General features: G+C 69.2%; 17 protein-coding genes and 1 pseudogene. 13 read left to right on the top strand and 5 right to left on the bottom strand.

Going from position 1 to position 22683, the window contains the following annotated elements; translation table 11 throughout:
- The coding region (locus FE633_RS19305) for a WD40/YVTN/BNR-like repeat-containing protein (protein ID WP_138046410.1) at positions 1-846 on the bottom strand (846 nt) is incomplete at its 3' end.
- A 333-nt stretch (positions 847-1179) separates the two neighbouring features.
- On the opposite strand from FE633_RS19305, the gene ssgD reads away from it, so the two are divergent.
- The 6 genes and pseudogenes from ssgD to FE633_RS19270 all read left to right on the top strand — a co-directional run bounded on the left by ssgD (position 1180) and on the right by FE633_RS19270 (position 9003).
- Positions 1180-1596: a spore wall synthesis regulator SsgD gene (gene ssgD, locus FE633_RS19300; RefSeq protein WP_138046409.1), complete on the top strand. Its 417-nt coding sequence runs from the start codon at positions 1180-1182 to the stop codon at positions 1594-1596.
- A gap of 469 nt (positions 1597-2065) precedes the next feature.
- Complete coding sequence (locus FE633_RS19290; RefSeq protein WP_138046407.1) at positions 2066-3697, top strand: ABC-F family ATP-binding cassette domain-containing protein; 1632 nt, start codon at positions 2066-2068, stop codon at positions 3695-3697.
- 143 nt (positions 3698-3840) lie between these two features.
- Positions 3841-4116: pseudogene (locus FE633_RS19285) on the top strand (ATP-binding cassette domain-containing protein); the annotation flags it as partial.
- 269 nt (positions 4117-4385) lie between these two features.
- Positions 4386-5162: a dimethylargininase gene (gene ddaH / locus FE633_RS19280; protein ID WP_138046406.1), complete on the top strand. Its 777-nt coding sequence runs from the start codon at positions 4386-4388 to the stop codon at positions 5160-5162.
- A gap of 198 nt (positions 5163-5360) precedes the next feature.
- On the top strand, positions 5361-6341 hold the full coding sequence (locus tag FE633_RS19275) for an acyl-ACP desaturase (protein WP_138046405.1): 981 nt from the start codon (positions 5361-5363) through the stop codon (positions 6339-6341).
- 190 nt (positions 6342-6531) lie between these two features.
- The gene (locus FE633_RS19270) at positions 6532-9003 is read left to right on the top strand and encodes a glucosidase family protein (protein WP_138046404.1); all 2472 of its coding nucleotides are present in this window, start codon (positions 6532-6534) and stop codon (positions 9001-9003) included.
- A 33-nt stretch (positions 9004-9036) separates the two neighbouring features.
- Here FE633_RS19270 and FE633_RS19265 read toward each other — a convergent pair whose 3' ends face one another.
- Complete coding sequence (locus FE633_RS19265; protein ID WP_171060024.1) at positions 9037-9285, bottom strand: WhiB family transcriptional regulator; 249 nt, start codon at positions 9283-9285, stop codon at positions 9037-9039.
- Between the two features lie 285 nt (positions 9286-9570).
- Here FE633_RS19265 and FE633_RS19260 point away from each other — a divergent pair, with 285 nt between their 5' ends.
- Both FE633_RS19260 and FE633_RS19255 read left to right on the top strand, forming a co-directional pair.
- On the top strand, positions 9571-10362 hold the full coding sequence (locus tag FE633_RS19260; protein ID WP_138046403.1) for a VOC family protein: 792 nt from the start codon (positions 9571-9573) through the stop codon (positions 10360-10362).
- 199 nt (positions 10363-10561) lie between these two features.
- On the top strand, positions 10562-11788 hold the full coding sequence (locus tag FE633_RS19255) for a glycoside hydrolase family 64 protein (RefSeq protein ID WP_138046402.1): 1227 nt from the start codon (positions 10562-10564) through the stop codon (positions 11786-11788).
- A 26-nt stretch (positions 11789-11814) separates the two neighbouring features.
- On the opposite strand, the gene FE633_RS19250 is transcribed toward FE633_RS19255, so the two are convergent.
- A complete protein-coding gene (locus FE633_RS19250) occupies positions 11815-12888 on the bottom strand; it encodes a LacI family DNA-binding transcriptional regulator (RefSeq protein WP_138046401.1) in 1074 nt (357 codons plus the stop codon).
- Between the two features lie 113 nt (positions 12889-13001).
- Positions 13002-13961 carry a multicopper oxidase domain-containing protein gene (locus FE633_RS19245; RefSeq protein ID WP_171060026.1) on the bottom strand — a complete coding sequence of 320 codons (960 nt, stop codon included), beginning with the start codon at positions 13959-13961 and terminating at the stop codon, positions 13002-13004.
- 300 nt (positions 13962-14261) lie between these two features.
- On the opposite strand from FE633_RS19245, the gene FE633_RS19240 reads away from it, so the two are divergent.
- Complete coding sequence (locus tag FE633_RS19240; protein ID WP_138046425.1) at positions 14262-16793, top strand: ThuA domain-containing protein; 2532 nt, start codon at positions 14262-14264, stop codon at positions 16791-16793.
- Entirely contained in the window at positions 16793-19045 is a 2253-nt protein-coding gene (locus tag FE633_RS19235; protein ID WP_171060025.1) for an OmpL47-type beta-barrel domain-containing protein, read from the top strand. The genes FE633_RS19240 and FE633_RS19235 overlap by 1 nt, the downstream gene beginning before the upstream one ends.
- A 139-nt stretch (positions 19046-19184) precedes the next feature.
- Here FE633_RS19235 and ligD read toward each other — a convergent pair whose 3' ends face one another.
- Positions 19185-20201, bottom strand: coding sequence for a non-homologous end-joining DNA ligase (ligD, locus tag FE633_RS19230; RefSeq protein ID WP_138046398.1), 1017 nt, complete (start codon positions 20199-20201; stop codon positions 19185-19187).
- A gap of 187 nt (positions 20202-20388) precedes the next feature.
- Here ligD and FE633_RS19225 point away from each other — a divergent pair, with 187 nt between their 5' ends.
- From FE633_RS19225 to FE633_RS47330, 3 genes are all read left to right on the top strand, one after another.
- Positions 20389-21045 (top strand): GNAT family N-acetyltransferase, encoded by a 657-nt coding sequence (locus FE633_RS19225; protein ID WP_138046397.1) that lies wholly within the window; start codon positions 20389-20391, stop codon positions 21043-21045.
- A gap of 149 nt (positions 21046-21194) precedes the next feature.
- Entirely contained in the window at positions 21195-21968 is a 774-nt protein-coding gene (locus FE633_RS19220; RefSeq protein ID WP_246113705.1) for a carbonic anhydrase, read from the top strand.
- Between the two features lie 313 nt (positions 21969-22281).
- On the top strand, positions 22282-22581 hold the full coding sequence (locus FE633_RS47330; RefSeq protein ID WP_171060023.1) for a hypothetical protein: 300 nt from the start codon (positions 22282-22284) through the stop codon (positions 22579-22581).
- The last annotated feature ends 102 nt before the right edge of the window (positions 22582-22683 follow it).

Genomic DNA, 22683 nt, shown 5'->3' with positions numbered 1-22683 from the left:
CGGCGGCTGCGCAGCCGGCCCCCAGGTGCGGCCGCCGTCGCCGGTCACCGCGGCCGCCCGCGGTGACGCCTGGTCGGCCCGGTAGTCGCCGCCGACCGCGATGCCGTGCGCACGGTCGCGGAAGGCGAGGGCGAAGACACCGCGCGCCGGGTCGCCCGCGGGAATCGGCGTGTCGGTGGCGGTCCAGGTCAGGCCGCGGTCGGCGGAGTGCAGCACGCGCGCGTGTACCGCCCCACCCGTGGCCAGCCACACATCGCGTGGCCCCGAGCTGACCAGGCACTGCCCACTGGCCGCGAAGCCCGCCTCGCCCTCCTGCGCCGCGGGCATCCCGTCGCCCGGCAGCACCTTCCAGGAACGGCCGCCGTCGCTGGTCGACAGGATGCGGAACCTGCCGTCCACCGGGTCGCTCATCGCCAGGCCGTGGCGCCGGTCGAAGAAGGTGAGGCAGTCGTAGAAGGCTCTCGCGTCGGTGTTGCGGAAGGACTCGGTCCAGGTCTTGCCCCCGTCGTCGGTCCGCAAGAGCCGCGAGGCCTCGCCCTCGCCGATGGCCAGCACCACGGCACGCCGGGCGTCGATCGCCTCGATGTCGCGGAATTCCAGCGCGCCGCTGCCGGGAGGTGAGACGTTCCGCCAGCTCGCGCCGCCGTCGGAGGTGCGCAGCACGGTGCCCTTCGAGCCTGCCAGCCAGGCGGTGTTCCGGCTGACGGCGGAGAGTCCGCGGAAGCGTACGTCCGTGCCGCTGTCCTTGAGCTCCCAGTGCGGCGGCCGTCCGTCCGGTCCCTGTGCCTGCGCGGGCGCTGTCGGCACGGTGGCGAGCGCGAGGCCGCACACGGCTAAGGCCGCCATGCGCCTCGTACGCCAACTGCCCGTAAGCCACGTCCCCGTAAGCCAACTCCTCGTACGCCAACTCCTCGTTTCGGTCTGCCTCGCGTGCCTCGTAAGTCTCTTCTGTCGCGTCTTCCCCAAGCCCCTCATAGCGGGCGAAGCTAACCCACTCCCTCAATGGCGTCCAGATGCCCCGGAAGGCAACGACCTTCACTCGGGTGATTGAAGGCGGTGACAGAGGTCACTCGAACTCCGTGTGCCTTCAGGAGCACGCAAACGCCGATTCTGTCGTCTCTTCAAGTGCCCAGCCTCATACGTCCACCGTTCGTCCCGCCGTCACAAGGGAGCAAGGCGTTGTCCACCGTCATCGAGCAGCCCGTAGAGGCCCGTCTCGTCGCCGCCGCGCCGCGGATGCCGAGCATTCCCGCAACGCTCCACTACGACCCGCGCGAACCGTTCGCCGTCCGCATGGCCTTCCCGGCCCCATCCACGCTCGAAGGGGTGGATGTGTGCTGGACCTTCGCCCGTGAGCTGCTCTCCTCGGGTCTGGAGGAGCCGGTGGGCCAGGGCGACGTACGGGTGCGGCCGTACGGATTCGACCGCATCGTCCTCGAGTTCCACGCCCCCGAGGGAACCGCCGTGGTGCACGTCCTCGCGGGCGATCTCCGGCGCTTCCTGGAGAGCACGGCAGAGCTGGTGCCCATCGGTCTGGAGCATCTGCACCACGACCTGGATCACGGGCTCGACGAACTGCTACGGGGTACCTGCTGACCCGATCGCACTATTGGCTTTCGGAGGGGCATTCGCAGGGGCTGGGGGGCTTCGGAGGTGCTTCGGGGCTGCGGCGGGGATCGCGAGCCTCTCGGGATGTGCGCGAACCGGTCCGGCAGCCTCTTTCGCGTGGTCGAGGTCGCTGCTCACGTTAATTCGTTGACAGCGGCCAGACCCCCTCCTACGGTGTACAGCGGTCCTGTTGCCGTCGATTGGAGAAGGACGTTGCTCGTCTGAGGTCCTGAGACACCGCGTCACACACCGCTGCGTGTGTGCGCCGCGTGCGACCTCGGCACACGAGCCGTTCTCCGGAGCAGGGCAACTCCTCAGGCCTCGCCTCTTCTTCAGGCCAGGCCATTTCGAGCCCAGTCCCCAGGACCCCGGCCGTTCCCTCCGCCGTCGTCGCTTCCGGCGCCCCGGTGTCTCGATACGCGTTGCCAATGACCGCATCAAGCAACCGCGAGGCCCCATGTCTACCTTTCCCACCTCCATCACCTGCACCTCCCTGAGCTTCGCCTGGCCGGACGGCACGTCCGTCTTCGACGATCTGCAGGTGGCCTTCGGCCCCGGCAGGACCGGGCTCGTCGGCGTCAACGGGTCAGGGAAATCAACCCTGTTGAAGCTCATCTCCGGTGAGCTCACGCCGGCCGACGGCACCGTCCGCGTCGCGGGCGAGATCGGTTACCTCCCGCAGAACGTCGCCCTCGACACCGGACTGCGGGTCGACGAGGCCCTCGACATCGCCGCCAAGCGGGCGGCACTGCACGCCATCGAGGCGGGCGATGTGTCCGAGGAGCACTTCGACGTCGTCGGCGACGACTGGGACGTCGAGGAGCGCGCCCTCGCGGCGCTCGGCGAACTCGGGCTCGGCCACATCGAGTTGGACCGCACCATCGGCGAGGTCTCGGGCGGCGAGTCGGTCCTGCTGCGCCTGGCCGCACTGCTGCTGCGCCGCCCCGATGTTCTCCTGTTGGACGAACCCACCAACAACCTCGACCTGTACGCCCGTCGGCGGCTCTACTCCGCCGTCGAGGCCTGGTCAGGAGTGATGGTCGTGGTCAGCCACGACCGTGAACTCCTCGAACTGGTCGACCAGATCGCCGATCTGCGCTCCGGCGAGGTGACGTGGTACGGCGGCAACTACTCGGCGTACGAGGAGACCCTTGACGCCGAGCAGGAGGCGGCGGAGCGGATGGTGCGGGTCGCCGAGGCCGATCTGAAGAAACAGAAGCGCGAACTCGTGGAGGCGCACACGAAGTTGGCCAAGCGGGTGCGCTACGGCAACAAGATGTACGACAACAAGCGCGAGCCACGGGCCGTGATGAAGGTGCGGAAGCGCACCGCCCAGGAGTCCGCCGGCAAGCACCGCATCATGCATGAGGAGAAGCTCGCCGAGGCCAAGGAGCGTCTCGACGAGGCGGTCGACGCCGTGCGGGACGACGACGAGATCCGCGTCGACCTGCCGTACACGTCCGTGCCGCCCGGCCGCACCGTACTCACGCTCCAGGAACTGGAGTTGGCGTACGGAGCGCGCGTGGCCGGCTCGTTCGAGCTGCGCGGACCCGAGCGCATTGCGCTGATCGGCCGCAACGGAGCGGGCAAGACCACGCTCCTGCGCACGATCGCCGGGGAGCTCGACGCCGTCTGCGGCGAGGCGCGGGCGCATGTCCCGCTGCGCTTTCTGCCACAGCGGCTCGACGTGCTCGACGACGAGCTGACCGTCGCCGAGAACGTGGCCCGGTTCGCTCCCGGTGCCACCAAGAACCGGGTCCGGGCCCGTCTCGCCCGCTTCCTGTTCAAGGGGGCGCGGGCGGACCAGCGGGCGGCGACACTCTCCGGCGGCGAGCGTTTCCGGGCGGCCCTGGCCGCGCTGATGCTGGCCGAGCCCGCACCGCAGCTGCTGATGCTCGACGAGCCGACGAACAACCTCGACATGGCGAGCGTGCGGCAGCTCACCACGGCTCTGGAGTCGTACGAGGGCACGCTGATCGTGGCCAGCCACGACGTGCCGTTCCTGGAGTCGATCGGGATCACGCGCTGGCTGCTGATGGAAGGAGAACTCAAGGAAATCACGCCAGAAGCTGTCGGGTATCCCGCCTAGCGTCGGATGCACGCCCGAATTCATCACCCTCACCCGAGCCCGTGGGAACAACCCCCAGGACGTCACCCTGCGCATCCCGAAGGACCGGCTCACGGTCTTCACCGGGGTGTCGTACTACATGCCCTGCGACGGCCGGCGCTTCAACGGACAAGGGCGTGCGCCGCCGCCTGTGCGCCCTGCGGGACGTGGGGCGCACCCATCTGACGCTCGGCCGGCCCCTGTCGACGCTCTCCGGCGGGGAACGGCAGCGCATCAAGCTCGCGACCCGGCTGCACCGGAGCGGCGCGGTGTACGTCCTCGACGAGTCGACGACCGGTCTGCAGACGTCGGACGTCGACGGACTGCTCGCCCTCCTCGACCGGCTGGTCGAGGAGGGCAACACCGTCCTGGTGGTCCAGCACAACCTGGACGTCGTGCGTCACCGCGGCTTGAGTGGCGGGGGGCGGCGGGCGTTGGGGCGTTCGGCGGTGGATGCTCGCTGCGGCTTGAGTCACGCGGGCCCGACGGGCGCGGGGGATCACGCCGGCGCCCGATGCCATCGGCGCCTGACGTCGAGGGACGTCGTCGGCGTCCGGCCCCGAGGCCCGACGCCTCGGGGCCGATGACGGGGACTGTTGTCAGATGGGGCGCGCGCTGCATGATGAGCGCCTACGCCCTCTGCCGTCCCCCGCGATACGGAGACCCGCACGTGCCCAGCCAGAAGGCCCTCATCCGCCGGCCCGGCCCCCGCCTGGCCGATGGCCTCGTCACGCACATCGAGCGGCAGCCGGTCGACGCCGAGCTCGCGATGCGGCAGTGGGAGGCGTACGCCGAGGCGCTGCGCGCGCACGGCTGGGAGACCGTCGAGGTGGAAGCGGCCGACGACTGCCCGGACTCGGTGTTCGTGGAGGACACGGTGGTCGTCTTCCGCAACGTGGCGCTGATAGCGCGCCCGGGCGCCCCGTCGCGTCGCGGCGAGACCACCGGGGTGGAGGAGGCCGTGGCCCGGCTCGGCTGCTCGGTGAACTGGGTGTGGGAGCCGGGCACCCTGGAGGGCGGCGACGTCCTGAAGATCGGCGACACCGTGTACGTGGGTCGCGGCGGGCGCACCAACGCCGCCGGCGTCCAGCAACTGCGGGCCGCCTTCGAACCGCTCGGCGCCCGCGTCGTCGCCGTACCGGTGAGCAAGGTGCTGCACCTGAAGTCGGCGGTCACCGCACTGCCCGACGGCACGGTCGTCGGGCACGAGCCGCTCGTGGACACACCGTCGCTGTTCCCGCGCTTCCTGTCGGTGCCGGAGGAGTCCGGCTCGCATGTCGTCCATCTGGGCGGCGGCAAACTGCTGATGGCGGCCAGCGCGCCCAAGACCGCCGAGCTGTTCGCCGACCTCGGCCACGAACCCGTCCTCGTGGACATCAGCGAGTTCGAGAAGCTCGAGGGCTGTGTGACGTGCCTCTCGGTCCGGCTGCGGGACCTGTACGCCTGAACCGCCGACCCAGGGCGTCCATTCGGCCTGGGACCTGCGAGTCTGTCCTGTGGATGAGTTGGCCCGGCTTCCGGGTGAAGACCGCGCAGGCCGGGGATCCTTATCGCGCGCTTAACCTACGGTGTCGTAACCTACGGTCTCGTAGCCTACGATGCCGTAGGTTCTGTCCTTTCGCTCGTACGTCCCCATGGAGCATCCGTGACGATCACTTCCGCCCACCTCGGCAGCCCGTCCGCCGTCTGGACCGACGCACGGTTGCTGTACGCATTGGAAGAAGTGGTCGAGACAGAACTCAACCGCCACCTGAAGGTCGCCAAGGACTGGATGCCGCACGAGTACGTGCCCTGGTCCGACGCCCGTAACTTCCCCGGACTCTTCGAGGACGGCGAGGCCTGGGAGAAGGAGCAGTCCAAGGTCACCGAGATCGGCCGGATCGCGCTGGTCGTCAATCTCCTCACCGAGGACAACCTCCCCAGCTACCACCACGAGATCGCCTCGCTCTTCGGGCGCGACGGCGCCTGGGGCACCTGGGTGCACCGGTGGACGGCGGAGGAGGGACGGCACGGCATCGTGATGCGCGACTATCTGCTCGCCTCCCGCGCGGTCGACCCCGACAAGCTGGAAGCCTTCCGCATGGCGCACATGAGCGAGGGCTTCGAGTCGGACAACCGCCACTCGATGCTGCACTCCGTCGCGTACGTGGCCTTCCAGGAGCTGGCGACCCGCATCTCGCACCGCAACACTGGGCACCAGTCCGGTGACCCGGTCTGCGACCGGATGCTGGCGCGTATCGCGACCGACGAGAACCTGCACATGGTCTTCTACCGGAACCTGCTGAAGGCCGCGTTCGAGCTCGCCCCCGACCTCACGATGCAGGCCGTCCGGGACGTCGTCGTCAACTTCCGGATGCCGGGCCACGGCATGCCCGGCTTCGAGCGCGCCGCCGCGCAGATGGCGATCGGCGAGGTCTACAACATGCGCATCCACCACGACGACGTACTCCAGCCGGTCCTGCGCCACCTCAAGGTCCTGGAGATGGACGGACTGGGCGCGGAAGGCCTCCAGGCCCAGGAGGAGCTCGGCATGTTCATGGGCGGGCTCGACGCGGAGGCCCTGAAGTTCGACGAGAAGCTTGCCGCGCGCAAGGCGCGGATGGCGGCGCGGGCCGCCGGCGCGTGAGCGCTCCGCTGTCGGCAGGTGGGGACGCGCCCCTTCAGGGGCGCGGGTAACTGCGCGACCAGCCACGGGCGGCCCTCAGCCGAAATGCGAACCCGGGGATTCAGGGGCGTAGACGCGCGCCCCGCGGGCCCGTCGTACCGATTTACGACTCGCCGTCGTGGTGCAACGGTGCTCGCAGGGGGTGAGCATCATGGCCCAGACCCATGAGTGGATGTTCTACGAGGTCATGTGGCGCGGCTGGGCGGGGCGGGCGCGGGTGCCGTATCCCGTCCCCTGGTGGGCGCAGCAGGCCTTTCGGCGCTGGAGCGACGACTTCGACGCCTTCACGTACGACTCGAAGGAGGCGGCATTCGCCTCCAACGCCCTGTACCGCTACTGGCACATGGTCGGTGTCAAGGACCATCGCCAGGAGTCCTTGGTCGGTCAGGCGGGCGAGGTCGAGCCCGTCTACGACAAGTACTGTCTGTCGTTCTTCCTCCACGATCCGGCGACCGGCGTACTGCGACTGCCCCAGCTGCCGGACGGCGGAAGTGTCGAGCAGCGTATGGAGGCGCCGCATCTGCCGGTGGTCCTGACGACGTTCCGTACAACGGAAGGCGTCGAGTTCGTGCAGCGCACCTTCGCCACGGCCGTCGGCGCGCGGCAGCGGGACCTGGCCGTCACACGGGTGACGGTGAGGAGCCTGACGGGGCAGCCGCGCGAGGGGCTGCTGTGTGCGGCGGTCATGCCGGCGGGCCCCAGCGGGTTCCAGCGGCACGACCGCAACGGACGCCAGATCACCGACCGTCGCCTGACGTTTCTGCGCCATCTGCCGGACGAACAGCGCGTGGAGACCAACTCGGGCTGGGGCCCCGTCTTCGACACCCCGCCCGAGCAGTACGGCGTGTACGGCAACGCGGACTTCTCCTTCGACCCGGACTCGTATCTGACGCACAGCGCGTTCCACGACCTGGTGACGGGTGGGAAGCTCAACGGGGCGCTGGAGGCGCAGGACCAGGTGGCCGGCTTGTGCAGCGCGGTGTTCGCCTGGCCGTTCCGGGTCGCGCAGGACCAGGTCTTCGAGATCGACGTACGGCTGCCGGTCGACCTCTACGGCGGCTCCGCCGATCTGGCCGAACTGAAAGCGACTCCCGCCGACGAACTGGAGTCCGCCAACCGGGACTTCTGGACGGCGAAGCTGCTTGGGCAGGGAGTCCAGCCCCAACTGCCCCGGCCCGTCGGACATCTGACGGACCTCTTCCGGCAGGCACGCTCGCAGTTGCTGATCCTCTCCGACCACGGCGAGATCCATCCGGGCCCGACCGTCTACGACTCGTTCTGGATCCGCGACTCGTCGGTGGAGGCCACGGCCTGTTCCCTGGTCGGCGATTCGGCCCTGGCCGAGCACCAGCTGGGCACGCACTACCCGCTGAAATTCAACCGGGGCACGGGCCGCATCGGGCCATGCGCCGAGTACGGCTTCTACGGCGGCCCGCACGAGAAGGACGACCGCGAGTGGGACAGCAACGGGCAGGCGCTGTGGGCGATCGGCCGCTACGACCGCACCAGCGGTCAAGGGGCGTCGTTCGGTGCGAAGTTGTACGTCCCCTACGTGCGGGACGCCGCCCGCTGGCTGCGCGACAACCGTGACGGACACGGTCTGCTGCACAGCGGCTGGAGCGCCGAACACCTCGGCGAGCGCGACAAGCCGCACTACTGGGACGACCTCTGGGGCATCGCCGGACTGTACGAGGCAGCCCGTCTCGCGGAACGTATCGGCGCCCCCGAAGTGCCCGAACTCTGGGCCGCCTTCGACGACCTGAAGCGGGCGACCGCCGACTCGATCCGCTGGGTGCTGGGCGAGCAGCGCGCCCGCGGCGCCTGGGAGACGTACATCCCGACCGGGCCCGCCGACGTCGGACGACTCGACTCGACGATGATCGGGACGGCCGCGTACTTCCACCCGCTGCGTCTGCACATGGGCAGCAAACTCGGCGAGGACATCGACCGGGCGGCACGCTTCACGCTCGACACGATGTGCGCGCACTTCGTGACCGGGGGCTACCGGCACGAAGCGGCCTGGAACGCGTACGGGCCCTATCTGACCCTTCAGTTGGCGCACGCGTACCTGCTGGCGGGCGATCCCGCCCGGATGGACGCGCTGCTGGGCTGGACGGTCGGCGCGGGCTTCCCGCAGACGGCGGGCCGGGTTGCCGCGCTGGGCGCCTGGAACGAGCAGCACGCGTTCCCGATCGCCTCGGACTTCGCCGAAGTCCCCTATGCGCGCTGGTACATGGGCGACATCCCGCACGGCTGGGCGGCCGCCGAGTACCTGCTGCTGATCCGCGACATCCTCTTCTTCGAGGCCGACGAGGACCGTGACCCGCATGTGTACATCGCACCGGGGGTACGCCCGCACTGGGTGACGGAGGGCGACCCCGTCGCGGTGGACGCGGCGCCGACGCTCTTCGGGGAGCCGTTCGGGTACCGGCTCACCCACGATCCGGGCGGTCGGACGGTGACGGTCGACATCACGCAGGCGCCTCAGGGGGTGCGGTTCGTCTATCCGTGCCGGTTCGGCCGCGTACGGGCGGCGTCCGCCGGCGGTCGGCAGCTGCCGCTGACGGGGCACGACGTGCACGTTCCGGCCGGGACGAGGCAGTTCACGGTCGCGTACGACTGACAGCGCGGCGCGTGGGTCAGGGGCGGTCGGCGGTCACTGCCGCTGCGTCTGCCGGAGGCTGAGCCGCTCCTTCTCGGACAGTCCGCCCCAGACCCCGAACCGCTCGTCATGCGTGAGCGCGTATTCAAGACATGCGGAGCGCATCTCGCACAGGCCGCAGATGCGCTTCGCCTCGCGCACCGAGCTGCCCGGTTCGGGAAAGAAGAAGTCGGCCCCGGTCTGCGCGCACAGCGCCTGCTCCTGCCAGGAGAGGTCGGGCGCGGCGATGCTTTCGATGTGCATGGCGGAGATGGTGCCGGGCAGCGAAAAACGTTCGATCAACGTCCGATCAACGGGCTCCCGCCCGAGGGCCCCGGAGAGCCCCTGAGGAAGACCGACCCGCCGATGATGGTCGATCCCGCCGCGTCGCGCACGGCGGCGCGCCCTCCCACACCGCACGCCTCCCACGCAACCACAGAGAGTAACCAACCACCCGTCACCGCGCGGCAGCGCTCCGGCGGCGGTTGTCGGTGGGCGGTGCAAGACTCGGCACTGCAGGCAACGGGAACCCTCAAGGAGGAGGGCATCATGCTCACCACCCGTTTTGTCACCGGCGCCCCCAACTGGGTCGACCTCGGCACGCGCGACATCGAAGATGCCGCGTCCTTCTACAACGCGCTCTTCGGCTGGGAGTTCCAGTCGGCGGGCCCCGATTCCGGCGGCTACGGGTTCTTCCAGCTGGGAGGGAAGACCGCCGCGGCCGGCATGCAGACCACCCCGGAGCAGGGCCCGCCGTCCTGGAACGTGTACTTCCAGAGCCCGGACGCCGACGCCACGGCCAAGGCGGTCGAGCAGGCCGGGGGCAGCGTGCTCATGCCACCCGACGACGTCATGGACCGGGGCCGGCTGGCCATCTTCAGCGACAACGCGGGCGTGGCCTTCGGCATCTGGCAACCGGGCACGATCAAGGGCCTCGACGTGACGGGCGCCCCGGGCTCCCTGCGCTGGGTCGAGCTCTACACACCGGACATCGCCGCGGCGGCCGCGTTCTACAACTCCGTGCTGGGCCTGGAGACTTCGGCGGTGCCGTTCCCCGGTGGCACATACACCTGCGTCAACCCCGGGGGCACCAAGGAGGAGGACATGTTCGGCGGGCTCGTCCCGCTGGCCGACGACCCCGTGGAGGAGGCGGCGGGTGCGTACTGGCTGCCGTACTTCGAGGTCACGGATCCCGACTCCGTCGTCGCCAAGGCCGAGGAGCTGGGCGGAACGATCCGGATGCCCGCCATGAGCATGCCGGGAGTGGGCCGGCTCGCCAAGCTCGCCGACCCTGGTGGGGCGCGCTTCGCGATCATCAAGAGCGAAGCGCAGCAGAGCTGAGTCAAGGCCGGGCCTCACTCCCTGAGGTCCGGCCTTTCATCGTCATCTTGTGAACGGAAGAAAGATTTCGAGAGCGCTCTCAGCCATAACCCTTGACGCCTCGTCTCCCCCTGAGGACAGTGGTGCGCCGCAGGGGCCGATGCGATCCCCCACAGCGCATCGGCCCACCTGCACTCCCCCACACCTCAGGAGGCTCTCCGTGATTTCACGTCGATCGTTCCTGACCGGAGCCGCGGCCTTGGGCGCCACCGCAAGCTACCCCGCCTGGGGAAGCGCTCTCAGCCCGGGCGCCGAGGCGGCCCCCGCCACCTGCGAACTCGCCCTGAAGAACGCCTCGTTGCCGGGCACGGTCCGTGCGTACGTCACGGGACACGAGCAGTCCACCGGCAACTGGATGCTGCTGCGGGCCGACGGCAGTGTCTACCGGCCCGAGTCGCCCTCGGCACCGCAGACCCCGTTGCCCGTCGACTGCGCCATCCCGCTCGGTGCCGCCGGTTCCGCGCCCAAGGTGCTGACGCTTCCTCAGATGTACGGCGCGCGCGTCTACTTCGTACGCGACGACACGCTCGACTTCTTCCTCAACCCGGGACCTGGGCTGGTGGAACCGGCCTTCGCCACGCCCACCGACGCGAACTACGGCAAGACCTGGTCGTTCTGCGAGTTCACGTTCAACTCCCAGCAGCTCTTCGCCAACATCAGCTACGTCGACCTGGTGACCGCCCTGCCGATCGGCCTGACCCTGGAGGGCGACGCCACACACACCGTGGCCCCGCTGCCCGACGGCGCCGTGGACAAGATCGCCTCGGGCCTCGCGGCGCAGGCGGCGAAGGACGGACAGCCCTGGGACAAGCTCGTCATCCGGGACAGCGGCGGCGACGTACTCCGGGTGATCTCCCCGCAGAACCTGATGGCCCCCTACTTCGACCGTCCCGCCGAGATGCCGTTCCGCGACGTCTGGAACAGCTACATCGACCAGATGTGGGAGAAGTACCGCACGACCGACCTCAAGATCGACCTCCAGGGCGGGCGGGGCGTGTTCACCGGACGGGTCAGCGGCGACACCCTCACCTTCAACGGCGGCCACACCTTCGCCAAGCCCACGTCGAAGGACATCTTCACCTGCAACCACGGCCCGTTCGCCAACAACCCGGGCGACCCCGACGACAAGAAGGGCCTCCTCGCCCGCCTGGCCGCCGGCTTCAACCGCTCGATCATGCTCACCCACGCCTCCCAGCCGAACGGGGCGACGGCGGCCGACTACTACAACGCCACGACCACCAACCACTGGGCGCGTGTCGTGCACGCCAACTCGCCCATCGGCTATACCTTCCCGTACGACGACGTACGCCCGGACGGCGAACCCGACGTGTCCGGCGCGGCCCATGACGGCAACCCGCGCCGGTTCACGGTGACGGTAGGTTCTTAGGCCTCTTGAGGCCGGCCACAGAGCCCCTACGCCGAGGCGCGCCGCACCAAGGTCGTCGGCAGGACGACACTGGACGGCGCGCCCGCCAAGCCGCTCTGCGAGCCCGGACCCGAGGCCGCGGGCTCGGTCGCGCTCCGGCGATCCAGGCCACGCAGCAGCAGCCGTGCCATCAACCGGCCCATCTCCTCTATGTCCTGACGGACCGTTGTGAGAGGTGGGTCGGTCTGTTCCGCGACCGGCAGCATGTCGTCGAAACCGACCAGGGCGACATCCTCGGGCACCCGCCGCCCCCGCTCCCGCAGCACGCGCAGCGCGCCCGAGGCCATCAGGTCGTTGGCGGCGAACACCGCGTCCAACTCCGGGCAGCGGTCGAGCAGTTCCCGCATCGCGCGCTCGCCGCCCGCCGGGGTGAAGTCGCCCTCCACGATCAGCCGGGGGTCGGCGTCCACCATCACGTCCCGGAAGCCGTCGAGCCGGTCGACCGCCGAGGTCTGGTCGAGGGCACCGGTGATGTGAGCGACGCGCGTACGCCCGAGCGCGACGAGATGGCGCACCGCCTCCCGCGCGCCGCCCCGGTTGTCGCTGTCGACGTAGACCGCGCCGCGCGTCCCGTCGCCCCAGCCCGGCCGTCCGCCGTACACGGTCGGTACTCCGGCGCCGTGGATGAGGCCGGGCAGTCGGTCGTCGAGGTGCAGGGAGAAGACGAGCGCGCCGTCGACATGACCGCCGGCCAGATAACGGCCCACGCGCACGTGGTCGTCACGACCCTCGGTGAGCAGCAGCACGAGCTGGGAGTCGTGTGCGGTCAACTCCTTGCTGATGCCACGGAGTTGAAGCGCGAAGAAGGGGTCCGCGAACACCCGGGTCTCCGGTTCGGCGATCACCACGGCGACCGCGTCGTGACGCCGGGTGACAAGGCTGCGCGCTGCCTGGTTGGGGACATAGCCGAGCTCGTCGACGGCCCGCCTGACCCGCTCGACCAGGGGTTCCCGCACGCCGTCGCCGCCGTTGACGACACGCGACACGGTGGCCCGGGAGACGCCCGCCCGGGCCGCCACGGCTTCCAGCGTGGGTCGTGGCGCTGTCGACGACTCGGTCACCTCGGGACTCCTCGCAGACGGCGGTTGCGGATCAGGGTAACCCCTGGTCGGCGCGGTGTTGAGAGCGCTCCCCGATCCTACGCCGACCGCCGAAACAGCCTCGCGAGTGGCGTCTAGTGCTCGTGCGGCTCGTACCCGGGAATCGCCCCGTCCGTCTTCTTGACCAGGAACAGCCCCACCATCCCCATGTCGGAATGGCTCTGGACGTGGCAGTGGTACATCCACGCGCCCGCGCCGACGCCCTCCCCCGCTATCACCTGGAAGCCGAAAGAGTCGGCGGGCCCCACGATCTTGTTGTCCAGTACCTGGCTCGGATCGTCGGGACCCGTCAGCATCCCTGTGCGGTTGTCGGCCCAGCGGTGCCCGTGCAGATGGAACGTGTGGTAGTACTCGCCGTGCGTGATCATCACGAACTCGACCCGATCACCCACCGTGGCCTCGAAGTTGGGGCTCTGATGGCCGGGCTTGTTGTTGATCATCATGTCGTTGAACACGATGGTGTGGGTCCGGTCGGGAAGGATGTCGCCCTTCCTGCGGACGATCACCGGCCCGTACAGCCCCTTGCGGAGTCCGCCCGTGCCGTGCACGGTGCCGACGACATGGTCGTGGTAGTGCCAGTAGCCCGCGCTGCCCGCCCTCCAGGTGCCGTCCTTGCGGCGGCCGGGTGCATGGGTGCGCCAGGTGTACGTGCGCGTACCGCCCGGCTCGACATCGCTCTTGTTCTGCTTCGTGCCGTCGCTGGAGATCTCGTAGTCGAGGCCGTGGACGTGCAGACTCACCGCCACATCCATCGTGTTCTCGAACTCGATGTGCAGCGTGTCGCCCTCGTTGAGTTCGATGAGCGGGCCGGGGATCGACGCCTTGCCCTTCTCCAGGCCGTAGCCCATCTGACCGTCGGCGAGCTTCTCGGCGTACAGCTTGACGCGCTTCACCTCGCCGCCCGCGGGGGCCGTCCTGACCGGACCGTCGGCGGACGCCGCGTCCTGCGCGCCGACCGCCGACAACGATGTCGCGGTGGCGGCGACGGCAGCCCCACCCAGCAGCATCCGCCGGTTGAATCCGCGTCTGCCCATGTCGTCCGTGGTGCCCATGCCGTACTCCCCCAACGTGGTGCGGAATCAACGGGATTGACAGATCTGCCGGAACTGATGGAGCGACAGAGACGAACTCCGGAGACGGTAATGGCACGAGTCCCGTTTATCCACTCTCAGGACAAAGTTCGTGCCATTGCGGTCATAGCTATTGGCGAGTGACGAAAAGAGGTCTAGCTTCCTTGGCGCTGTTGCTGTGACGCGAGTGAGCCAAAGGGGCGCGCCTGTGTCGCCCCAGCGGCGAACCGAGCCTCAAAAAGAAGCAGAGGGGTGGGTGACCACATGCGGCTCACACCGCATCAAAATCCTTTAGCTGGGCGAGGGTTGAGCAGAACAAGACACAGAGCGAGACACCGCGCCTGGGCCGCCGCGCTGGCCGCCGGAGCCGTCACCGCGGGGGTCCTCTCGGGGCCCACCGCGAGTGCGCGCCCGGCACCCGATCCGGCGCCCGATTCGGCGCTGACAACGATGTCGATCAAGTCGCCGCCCGGCGGCGCCAATGTACGAGTGCTGATCTACCACGGGTCCGCGGCGGGCGGCGAGGAGTCTCCCGTCGTCAACGCCGGTATCGAGGCGATCGAGAAGATCGGCCTCTCCGGTCCGGCCGCGCAGCGCTTCAAGGTCGAGGCCACGGACGACGCCGCCGTCTTCACCGACGAGACGAAACTCGGCCGCTTCAACGCGGTCGTCTTCCTCACGGGTGGCGGCGACGTGCTCGACCCGGAGCAGGAGGCCGGCCTGGAGGCGTACATGGAGGCGGGCGGCGGCTTCGTCGGCATCCATGACGCGGCCCGCGCCGAACCGTACTCGGACTGGTTCACGGGACTCGTCGGCGCCCGGCCGGCAGCGTCGAGCCCCACCGCCGTGCAGCGGGCGACCGTTGAGGTCGGCGACCGTCAGCATCCCGCCACGAAGGACCTCCCGCTCCAGTGGAAGCGCCCGGACCAGTGGCTGAACTGGGTCAAGAACCCGTCCGGCGACGTGCACACCGTGGCACGGGTGCGCGAGTCGACGTACCAGCCGGGCGACGGCAAGAACGGCGCGGACCACCCGGTGTCCTGGTGCCGTGACTACGACGGCGGACGCTCCTTCTACACCGGCATGGGCGGCACGGCCTCCTCGTACGACGAAGTGGACTTCCGTACGCATCTGCGGGGGGCGCTGCTGTGGACCACGCGGCTCGTCCGGGCCGACTGCAAGGCGACGATCAACGCCAACTACAAGGCGGAGCGCCTGACTCAGCCCAACCAGCCGGGTCAGAACGACCAGATCGGCGAGCCGCACGGCCTGGTCACCGCGCCCGACGGCCGGGTGTTCTACATCGGCCGCGGTGGCGCGGACTCCTCGCAGCCCGTGGTCACCGACTGGAACAACCCCGACATCGGCAAGGGCAAGGGCGAGATCCACGTCTACGACCCGAAGACCAAGAAGGTCACCCTGGCCGGCGCGCTGACCGTGTTCGGAAACAAGGGCGGCGGGGGTGAGCTGATCAAGGTCGAGGAGGGCCTGCTCGGTATCGAGCTGGACCCGGCGTTCCAGCAGAACGGCTGGGTGTATCTGCACTACACGCCCCACTCCCAGATCAACCGCGACACGCGGATGGCCGAGCGGCGCGTCTCCCGCTTCACGCTCGATCAGGCCACGAACAAGCTGGACCTGAGCAGCGAGAAGGTCCTGCTGAAGTGGCCGGTGCAGATCCACAGCTGCTGCCACTCGGGCGGCGGTCTGGCGTGGGACTCCAAGGGCAACCTGTACATCGCCACCGGCGACAACAACTCCAGTGGCTTCAGCGACGGTTACTCGGGCAACAACCCGCAGCCCAACTACAAGGGCGTGTCGTTCGCCGACGCGCGCCGCACCGCCGGCAACACCAACAACCTCAACGGCAAGATCCTGCGCATCCACCCGGAGCCCGACGGCACGTACACACTGCCCCAGGGCAATCTCTTCACCGGCAAGGAGACCGACGAGGGCGGCGGCAAGACGCGCGGCGAGATCTACGTGATGGGCGTCAGGAACCCCGCGCGCATCTCCGTCGACAAGAAGACGGACGTCCTGTACGCGGGCTGGGTCGGCCCGGACGCCTCGAACCCGTCGACGACCTGGGGCCCGGCGAAGTACGACACGTTCGCCGCCATCACCAAGCCGGGCAACCACGGCTGGCCGTACTGCATGGGCAACAAACAGCCCTACCGTGACCGCAACCTGCCCGACCCGACGAAGCCGCTGGGCTGGTACAACTGCGACGCCCCGAAGAACGAATCACCTAACAACGACGGCCTCGTCAACCTCCCGCCGGTCACCGGGAACACCATCTGGTACTCCCCCCAGGGCGGCGGACCGGACTTCCCGCGCGACGCGAACGGCATCCCGTCGTACAAGGCGGAGGAGCAGAAGTTCCTGCTGCCGTGGCTGAAGGGCGGCGGTCAGGCGGCCATGAACGGGCCCGTCTACCGCTACGACTCGGCGTCCGCGGGTGAGGGGAAGTGGCCGTCGTACTGGGACGGCAAGTGGTTCGTCGGCGACTTCTACGACGCCGACCAGCCGCGGCACGCCGTGCTGCTCGACCCCAAGACGGCGGGCCAGGGCGGCATTCCGGTGCACGCCGAGTCACTGAAGAAGATCGTGCCCGTCGGCAACGACGGCATCAAGAACCTCATGGACTGGAAGTTCGGCCCCGACGGCAGGCTGTACGTCCTCGACTACGGGCGTGGCTTCTTCACCTCGGACGCCAAGTCGGCGCTGTGGCAAGTCACTTACAAGGGCGGCGCTCCGACGCCGGCCGCGGATCAGCTCGCCAGGGAGGCCGAATGATGGGCGTGGTACGCATACGACGGCGAAGAACTGGAAGAACAACTGGCCGCTTGTGGACGGCTCTCCTGGCGTCGCTGCTGATGGTGCTCGGGCTGACGTCGACGTCCGCCTTCGGAAAGGCCGACGGGGCCGGTGCCGATGCCCCGTCGGCGGCTGCCGCGCAGACCCTGACATGGACGGCCGGCGACGACATCACCAAGTACACGTCGGCGCCCGCCACCGCGGTCGCGGGCACGACCACGATCGTCTTCGAGAACAGCGCGGCGACCGGCAACACCATGGGCATGCCGCACACCTTGACCTTCGACGTGTCCGACCCGGAGTACAACAACGACGTCCCGCTCAACATCCTGGCCAATCCGAACGACGACCAGGGCGGGAAGCACACGGCCGAGGTGACGCTGACGCCCGGCCGTTATCGCTACTACTGCACCATCCCGGGCCATGGTCAGATGCAGGGCATCCTCGTGGTCACCGAGGGCACCGGCGAGGACACGACCGCGCCGGAGACCGCGGCGAAGGTGAGCGGCACGCAGAACGCGGACGGCGCCTACGTGGGTTCGGCGACGGTGACGTTGAGCGCGACCGACGCCGGCTCTGGTGTGGAACGGATCGAGTACGCGATCGGTGACGCGGGACCATGGCAGCCGTACACGACGCCCGTGGTGGTCGACCAGGTGGGCAGCCACAAGGTCCGCTACAGAGCGGTCGACAAGGCCGGGAACACGGCGGCCGAGAAGACGGCCGAGTTCACGGTGGCGCCGCCACCGACGGACGACACGACGCCCCCCGACACCTCGGCCGCCGTGAGTGGCGAGCGGAACCCGCAAGGGGAGTATCTCTCCATGGCGACCGTCACCGTGACGGCCTCCGACACCGGATCCGGCGTCAACACCATCGAGTACGCGCTCGGTGACTCCGGTGCCTGGCAGCGGTACACGGCTCCGGTGATGGTCCACGAGGTGGGCACGCACAAGGTGCGCTACCGGGCCACGGACAAGGCGGGCAACGTGGCGGCGGAGAAGTCCGTCTCGTTCACCGTGGTCGCTCCGCCGGCGGAGGACAAGACTCCGCCGGTGACCGGGGTGAGCGTCGAGGGCTCGAAGAACTCCTCCGGCGCCTACATCAACAGCGCCAAGGTCACGGTGACCGCCACGGACGAGCACGGCGGTTCCGGGGTCGCCGCGATCGAGTACTCGCTGGACGGCGGGCCCTATCTGGCGTACACCGCACCCGTCGTGGTCGACCGCGTGGGCGCGCACTCGGTGGCGTACCGCGCGCGCGACAAGGCGGGCAACACGTCGGACGCCCGGACGGTGAGCTTCACCGTCGCCTCGGGCGGCGGGGTGCCGGCGCCCGCCTGCGCCGAGTACGACGAGCGGCTGACGGTCATCGTCGGCACGGTCGACACCGGTGTGCCGAACCGGATCACCAACAACCGGTGCCGGATCAACGAGTTGATCGAGGACGAGAAGGAGTGGACGTCGCACGCGCTGTTCCTGAAGCACGTGAAGGGCGTCCTGGACAAGCTCCTCAAGGAAGGCGTCCTCGTCCAGCGCGAGTACAACCTGATCACCAAGGCCGCCAAGGAGTCGGGCATCGGCAAGCCGGGCCAGACCGAGGGCTACCGCACGATCTTCGACGGCTCCGAGGAGTCGTTCGCCAAGTGGCAGCAGGTCGGCGGCGGCAGGTTCGCGGTGAACGCGGACGGTTCGATGACCAGCAGCACCACGGTGTCGGGCATGGGCATGTTGTGGTTCCCGGAGCGCAAGTACGGCGACTTCTCGCTGAAGCTCCAGTGGCGGGACGACGCGCCGGGCACCGGCAACGCCAACGCGGGTGTCTTCGCCCGCTTCCCGTGGGTCCACGACCACCCGGAGGAGTCACGTCCGGAGTGGGTCGCCATCAAGTACGGGCACGAGCTGCAGATCAACGACCGTCCGGACGGCGACATGTACAAGACGGGCTCGGTCTACGGCTTCGACCGTGTGGGGCTGGCCGGGGCCGGCGTCACGCAGAAGGGCACCTGGAACGACTACGAGATCCGTGTGGTCGACCAGCACTACTCGGTGTACCGCAACGGCGTGCTGATCAACGAGTTCGACAACATCGGCGGCCAGGACTTCACCCCGCCCCGCTCGGACGACCCGGGCACGGACGGGCGCCGGTTCGCCTCCGGCTATGTCGGGCTGCAGGTGCACGGCACGACGGATGTGATCTCGTACCGGGACATCCGGATCAAGGAGTTGTAGTCGCCTGTACGGGATGACCCGTGGTGGGCGCCCCAGCGGCGGTGGCGTGCGGCTCGCTGTGCTTCGGCAGCGGCCGTACGCCACCGCTTGTCTCTCCGCCCTCTTGTCCATCCGTTTGTCCCGCCCCGCGTCTCTCCGCTCAACTCTCCTCGCGCTTGGCCCGGCTCGGCTGTACCCGCTTCGGCTCGCCCGGCATCTTCGGATACTCGGGCGGATACGGAAGGTCGGCGAGACCGTGGTCGTGCTCGTCCCGGCGAGCGAGCTCCAGCAGGGCTTCGAGGGAGAAGGCGTGGTCGTCCATGTCGGCGTGCACATCGCCGAGTTCGGCGAAACGCCCGGGCATCGACACCAGGTCGAAGTCCTGGGGCACGGCGACGCCCACCTCCTCCCAGCGCAGGGGCGCGGACACCGGGGCGTGCGGCCGGGGACGTACGGAGTAGGCGGAGGCGATGGTGCGGTCGCGGGCCGTCTGGTTGTAGTCGACGAAGATCTTCTCGCCGCGCTCCTCCTTCCACCAGGCGGTGGTCACGCGGTCGGGCATACGGCGCTCCAGTTCGCGCGCGGCGGCGATCGCGGCGCGGCGCACCTGGGTGAAGGTCCAGCGGGGCTCGATCGGCACGAACACGTGCAGGCCCCGGCCGCCGGACGTCTTGGGCCAGCCGCGCATCCCGCCGAACTCGTGCAGGACGGCGCGTAGTTCATGGGCTGCGTGCACGGCGTCGCCGTATCCCGTGCCGGGCTGCGGATCCAGGTCGATGCGGAGCTCATCGGGACGGTCGACGTCGTCGCGGCGCACCGGCCACGGGTGGAACGTGAGTGTGCCGTACTGGGCGGCCCACACGACGGCGGCGGCCTCGGTGGGGCACATCTCGTCGGCGCTGCGGCCGCTCGGGAAGGTGATGTGGGCGGTGGGGATCCAGTCGGGCATGTTCTTGGGGGCCCGCTTCTGGAAGAAGGACTCGCCCGCCACACCCTCCGGGTAGCGCTCCAGGGTGGTGGGCCGGTTGCGCAGGGCGCGCAGGATGCCGGGGCCCACGGCAAGGTAGTACTGGGCGACGTCCAGCTTGGTGAGGCCGCGCTCCGGGAAGAAGACCTTCCCCGGGCTGGACAGCCGCACGGTCCGCCCCGCCACCTCCAGCTCCACCGCATCGCCCATGCGAGCCACGGTAGGCGTAACACGCTTGCGTCGCATACCGGGCGGAGGATTGAAACAGGCCCGGCGTCCCCGCCGGAAGGTGTCGCCGGTCTCCTGCGCGTGTGACCGGACCGCTCGGCTCGCAGATCGGCTCGCGGCTTTGCGGAACGGCGCCGTGGGAACGCTCCCAGTAATGCAGGATGCTGCGATGACCTCGTCTTCCGCCATATCTCCCGCCGCAACTCCCACCGTGCGCCCGTACCGCCCCGCGGACCGAGAGGCCCTCGACGACATCTGCATCCGGACCGCGCACAACGGCCAGGACAGCCGGCCCCACTACGCGAACCCCGAGATCATTCCGGCGATCTTTGCGGCTCCGTACGTCCATCTGGAGCCGGAGCTGGCCTTCGTGCTGGACGACGGGCAGGGGCAGGCGGTCGGCTACATCCTCGGCACCGCGGACACTCCCCGCTTCGCCGACACCTTCCGCACGGAGTGGCTGCCCCTGGTGGCGGACCGTTTTCCGGAGCCCAGTGGACCGCCGCGCACCCCGGACGAGGCGATGATCCGGCTGTTGCACCACCCCGAGCGGATGGTCGTCCCAGAAGTCGCGGCGTATCCGGCTCATCTGCACATCGACCTGCTCCCCGATTGGCAGGGCCGCGGCCACGGCCGCGCGCTGATGCGCACGTTCCTGCGGGCCCTGCGGGACAGAGGGGTGCAGGCCGTCCACCTGAGCATGGTGACGACCAACACTCCGGCCAGGGCCTTCTACGACCGCCTTGGTTTTCACGAGATCGAGGTGCCGGATCCCGGGCCGGTCACCCATCTGGGGCGCACGACGAAACAATTCAACAGGCTTTGATCCCAAGGGATTTGGCTGGAAGTGATCACCTGGGTTGTCCAAAATCCCGGCAACGGTCCGGGATGGAATCACCCAAGGTTGGTTCATGGAGCGTCAAGACGCGACCAGGTGATCGATCATGGGTCAGATTCAGACATACGTTCCCGCCTGTGAATTCTGACCTCCCACCTCACAGAGTCGTCGGCCTCGCGTCGACCGCACCCGCCGACAGGGTCGCTCCCGCCCGGCGCTCACTTCTCCGCGCCGCACTGACCGGCACCGCTGCCCTCGGTGCCGGTCTCGCCATCGGCGCCCCCTCCGCTGTCGCCGCCACTCCCACCGGCAGCACGCGCCCCCGGCCCACCACCGCGCAGGAAGCCCTGCGGGAACTGGCGGCGGGCAACCTCCGCTGGCGCACGTACCGCCAACGCCACCCCGACGAGTCACCGGCCGTCCGGCAGACACTGACGACGGGTCAGCACCCCTTCGCCGTCGTGCTCGGATGCATCGACTCCCGCGTACCGCCGGAGCTGGTCTTCGACCAGGGCCTCGGTGACCTGATGACGGTGCGCTCGGCGGGCGAGGTGCTGGACGAGGCCGTGCTCGGCAGCATCGCCTACGGGGTGCTCGAACTGGGCATACCGCTGGTCATGGTGCTCGGGCACCAGTCGTGCGGCGCCGTGAAGGCGGCGGTCCAGGCGGACGAGTCCGGCGAGGAGCTGCCCGCCCACATCCAGTACCTGGCCGACCAGATCAGCCCCGCCATAGACCACAGCAAGGAGGGTGACGCCCGCATCGACGCGACGATCGACGCCAACGTCGCACTCGTCCGCTCCCGGCTCGCCGCGGAGCCCGACCTCGCCGCCAAGGTGGCCACGGGTGACCTGGCCATAGTCGGCGCAAGGTACGAACTGACCAGCCAGCTCGTCCACCGGACTTCCTGAGCACAGGGCGGGCCCCGGCACTGGCCGCACCATGAGAGCCGGGGCCGGGGCCCGCCTCCTCAACACCTCTCGGCGTGTCGCCCTTCGCGGATCGCTCTTCGCGGATCACCCTCCGCGGATCGTCCCACGACTGCATCACCGCTGCCCGCATCCCCGCAGGTCAGGAACTGGGACATCCCAGATGGCCCCAAACGGCGGGTCATTGTGGCGGTCGGTGCCCGAGCCCCGGCACAGTCGGTGCAGCACACCCGGCGGCGTGATCCACGTCACTCCGCCCGCCTCGCACACCGAGCACGCCAGAGAGGAAATCCGCATGAAGTTCCACAAGAGCGCCGCCCTCGGCATCCTCGCCGCCGCGGTCCTGGGCAGCGGACTAGCCGCGGCCCCCACGGCAACGGCGGCCGACGCGATGGGCACGGCTCCGGCCTGCGTGAAGCGGGACGTCATCAAGCACAGGAAGTACGTGAAGGTCACCAACAACTGCCGCGAGGCGATGCACCTGAAGGTCGTCATCGACTGGGGTTCCGACTCCCCCTGTCTCACGTACCAGCCCGGTGAGCAGTGGGAGTGGAACTGGGGCCGGGGTTCGTACGGCAAGGTCGTCACCTGCTGATCCGCCAGGCGGCAAAGCCGAAGAAGCCTCCTCCTTCACCACGAAGGAGGGGGCTGCGGACCATCAGGTGCGCGGCGGCCCGACGGCCCCGCACCACGGCCC

The organism is Streptomyces montanus, assembly GCF_005786655.1.
GTDB classification, from domain to species: Bacteria; Actinomycetota; Actinomycetes; order Streptomycetales; family Streptomycetaceae; genus Streptomyces; species Streptomyces sporangiiformans.
This window is presented reverse-complemented; position numbering and strand designations above follow the sequence as displayed.

Excerpts from the sequence above, each read along its gene's own strand:
- FE633_RS19290 (WP_138046407.1), top strand. The coding sequence starts at position 2,066 with ATGTCTACCTTTCCCACCTCCATCACCTGCACCTCCCTGAGCTTCGCC.
- FE633_RS19270 (WP_138046404.1), top strand. The coding sequence starts at position 6,532 with ATGGCCCAGACCCATGAGTGGATGTTCTACGAGGTCATGTGGCGCGGC.
- FE633_RS19265 (WP_171060024.1), bottom strand. The coding sequence starts at position 9,285 with ATGCACATCGAAAGCATCGCCGCGCCCGACCTCTCCTGGCAGGAGCAG.
- FE633_RS19260 (WP_138046403.1), top strand. The coding sequence starts at position 9,571 with ATGCTCACCACCCGTTTTGTCACCGGCGCCCCCAACTGGGTCGACCTC.
- FE633_RS19245 (WP_171060026.1), bottom strand. The coding sequence starts at position 13,961 with ATGGGCAGACGCGGATTCAACCGGCGGATGCTGCTGGGTGGGGCTGCC.
- FE633_RS19240 (WP_138046425.1), top strand. The coding sequence starts at position 14,262 with ATGCGGCTCACACCGCATCAAAATCCTTTAGCTGGGCGAGGGTTGAGC.
- FE633_RS19235 (WP_171060025.1), top strand. The coding sequence starts at position 16,793 with ATGGGCGTGGTACGCATACGACGGCGAAGAACTGGAAGAACAACTGGC.
- ligD (WP_138046398.1), bottom strand. The coding sequence starts at position 20,201 with ATGGGCGATGCGGTGGAGCTGGAGGTGGCGGGGCGGACCGTGCGGCTG.
- FE633_RS19225 (WP_138046397.1), top strand. The coding sequence starts at position 20,389 with ATGACCTCGTCTTCCGCCATATCTCCCGCCGCAACTCCCACCGTGCGC.
- FE633_RS47330 (WP_171060023.1), top strand. The coding sequence starts at position 22,282 with ATGAAGTTCCACAAGAGCGCCGCCCTCGGCATCCTCGCCGCCGCGGTC.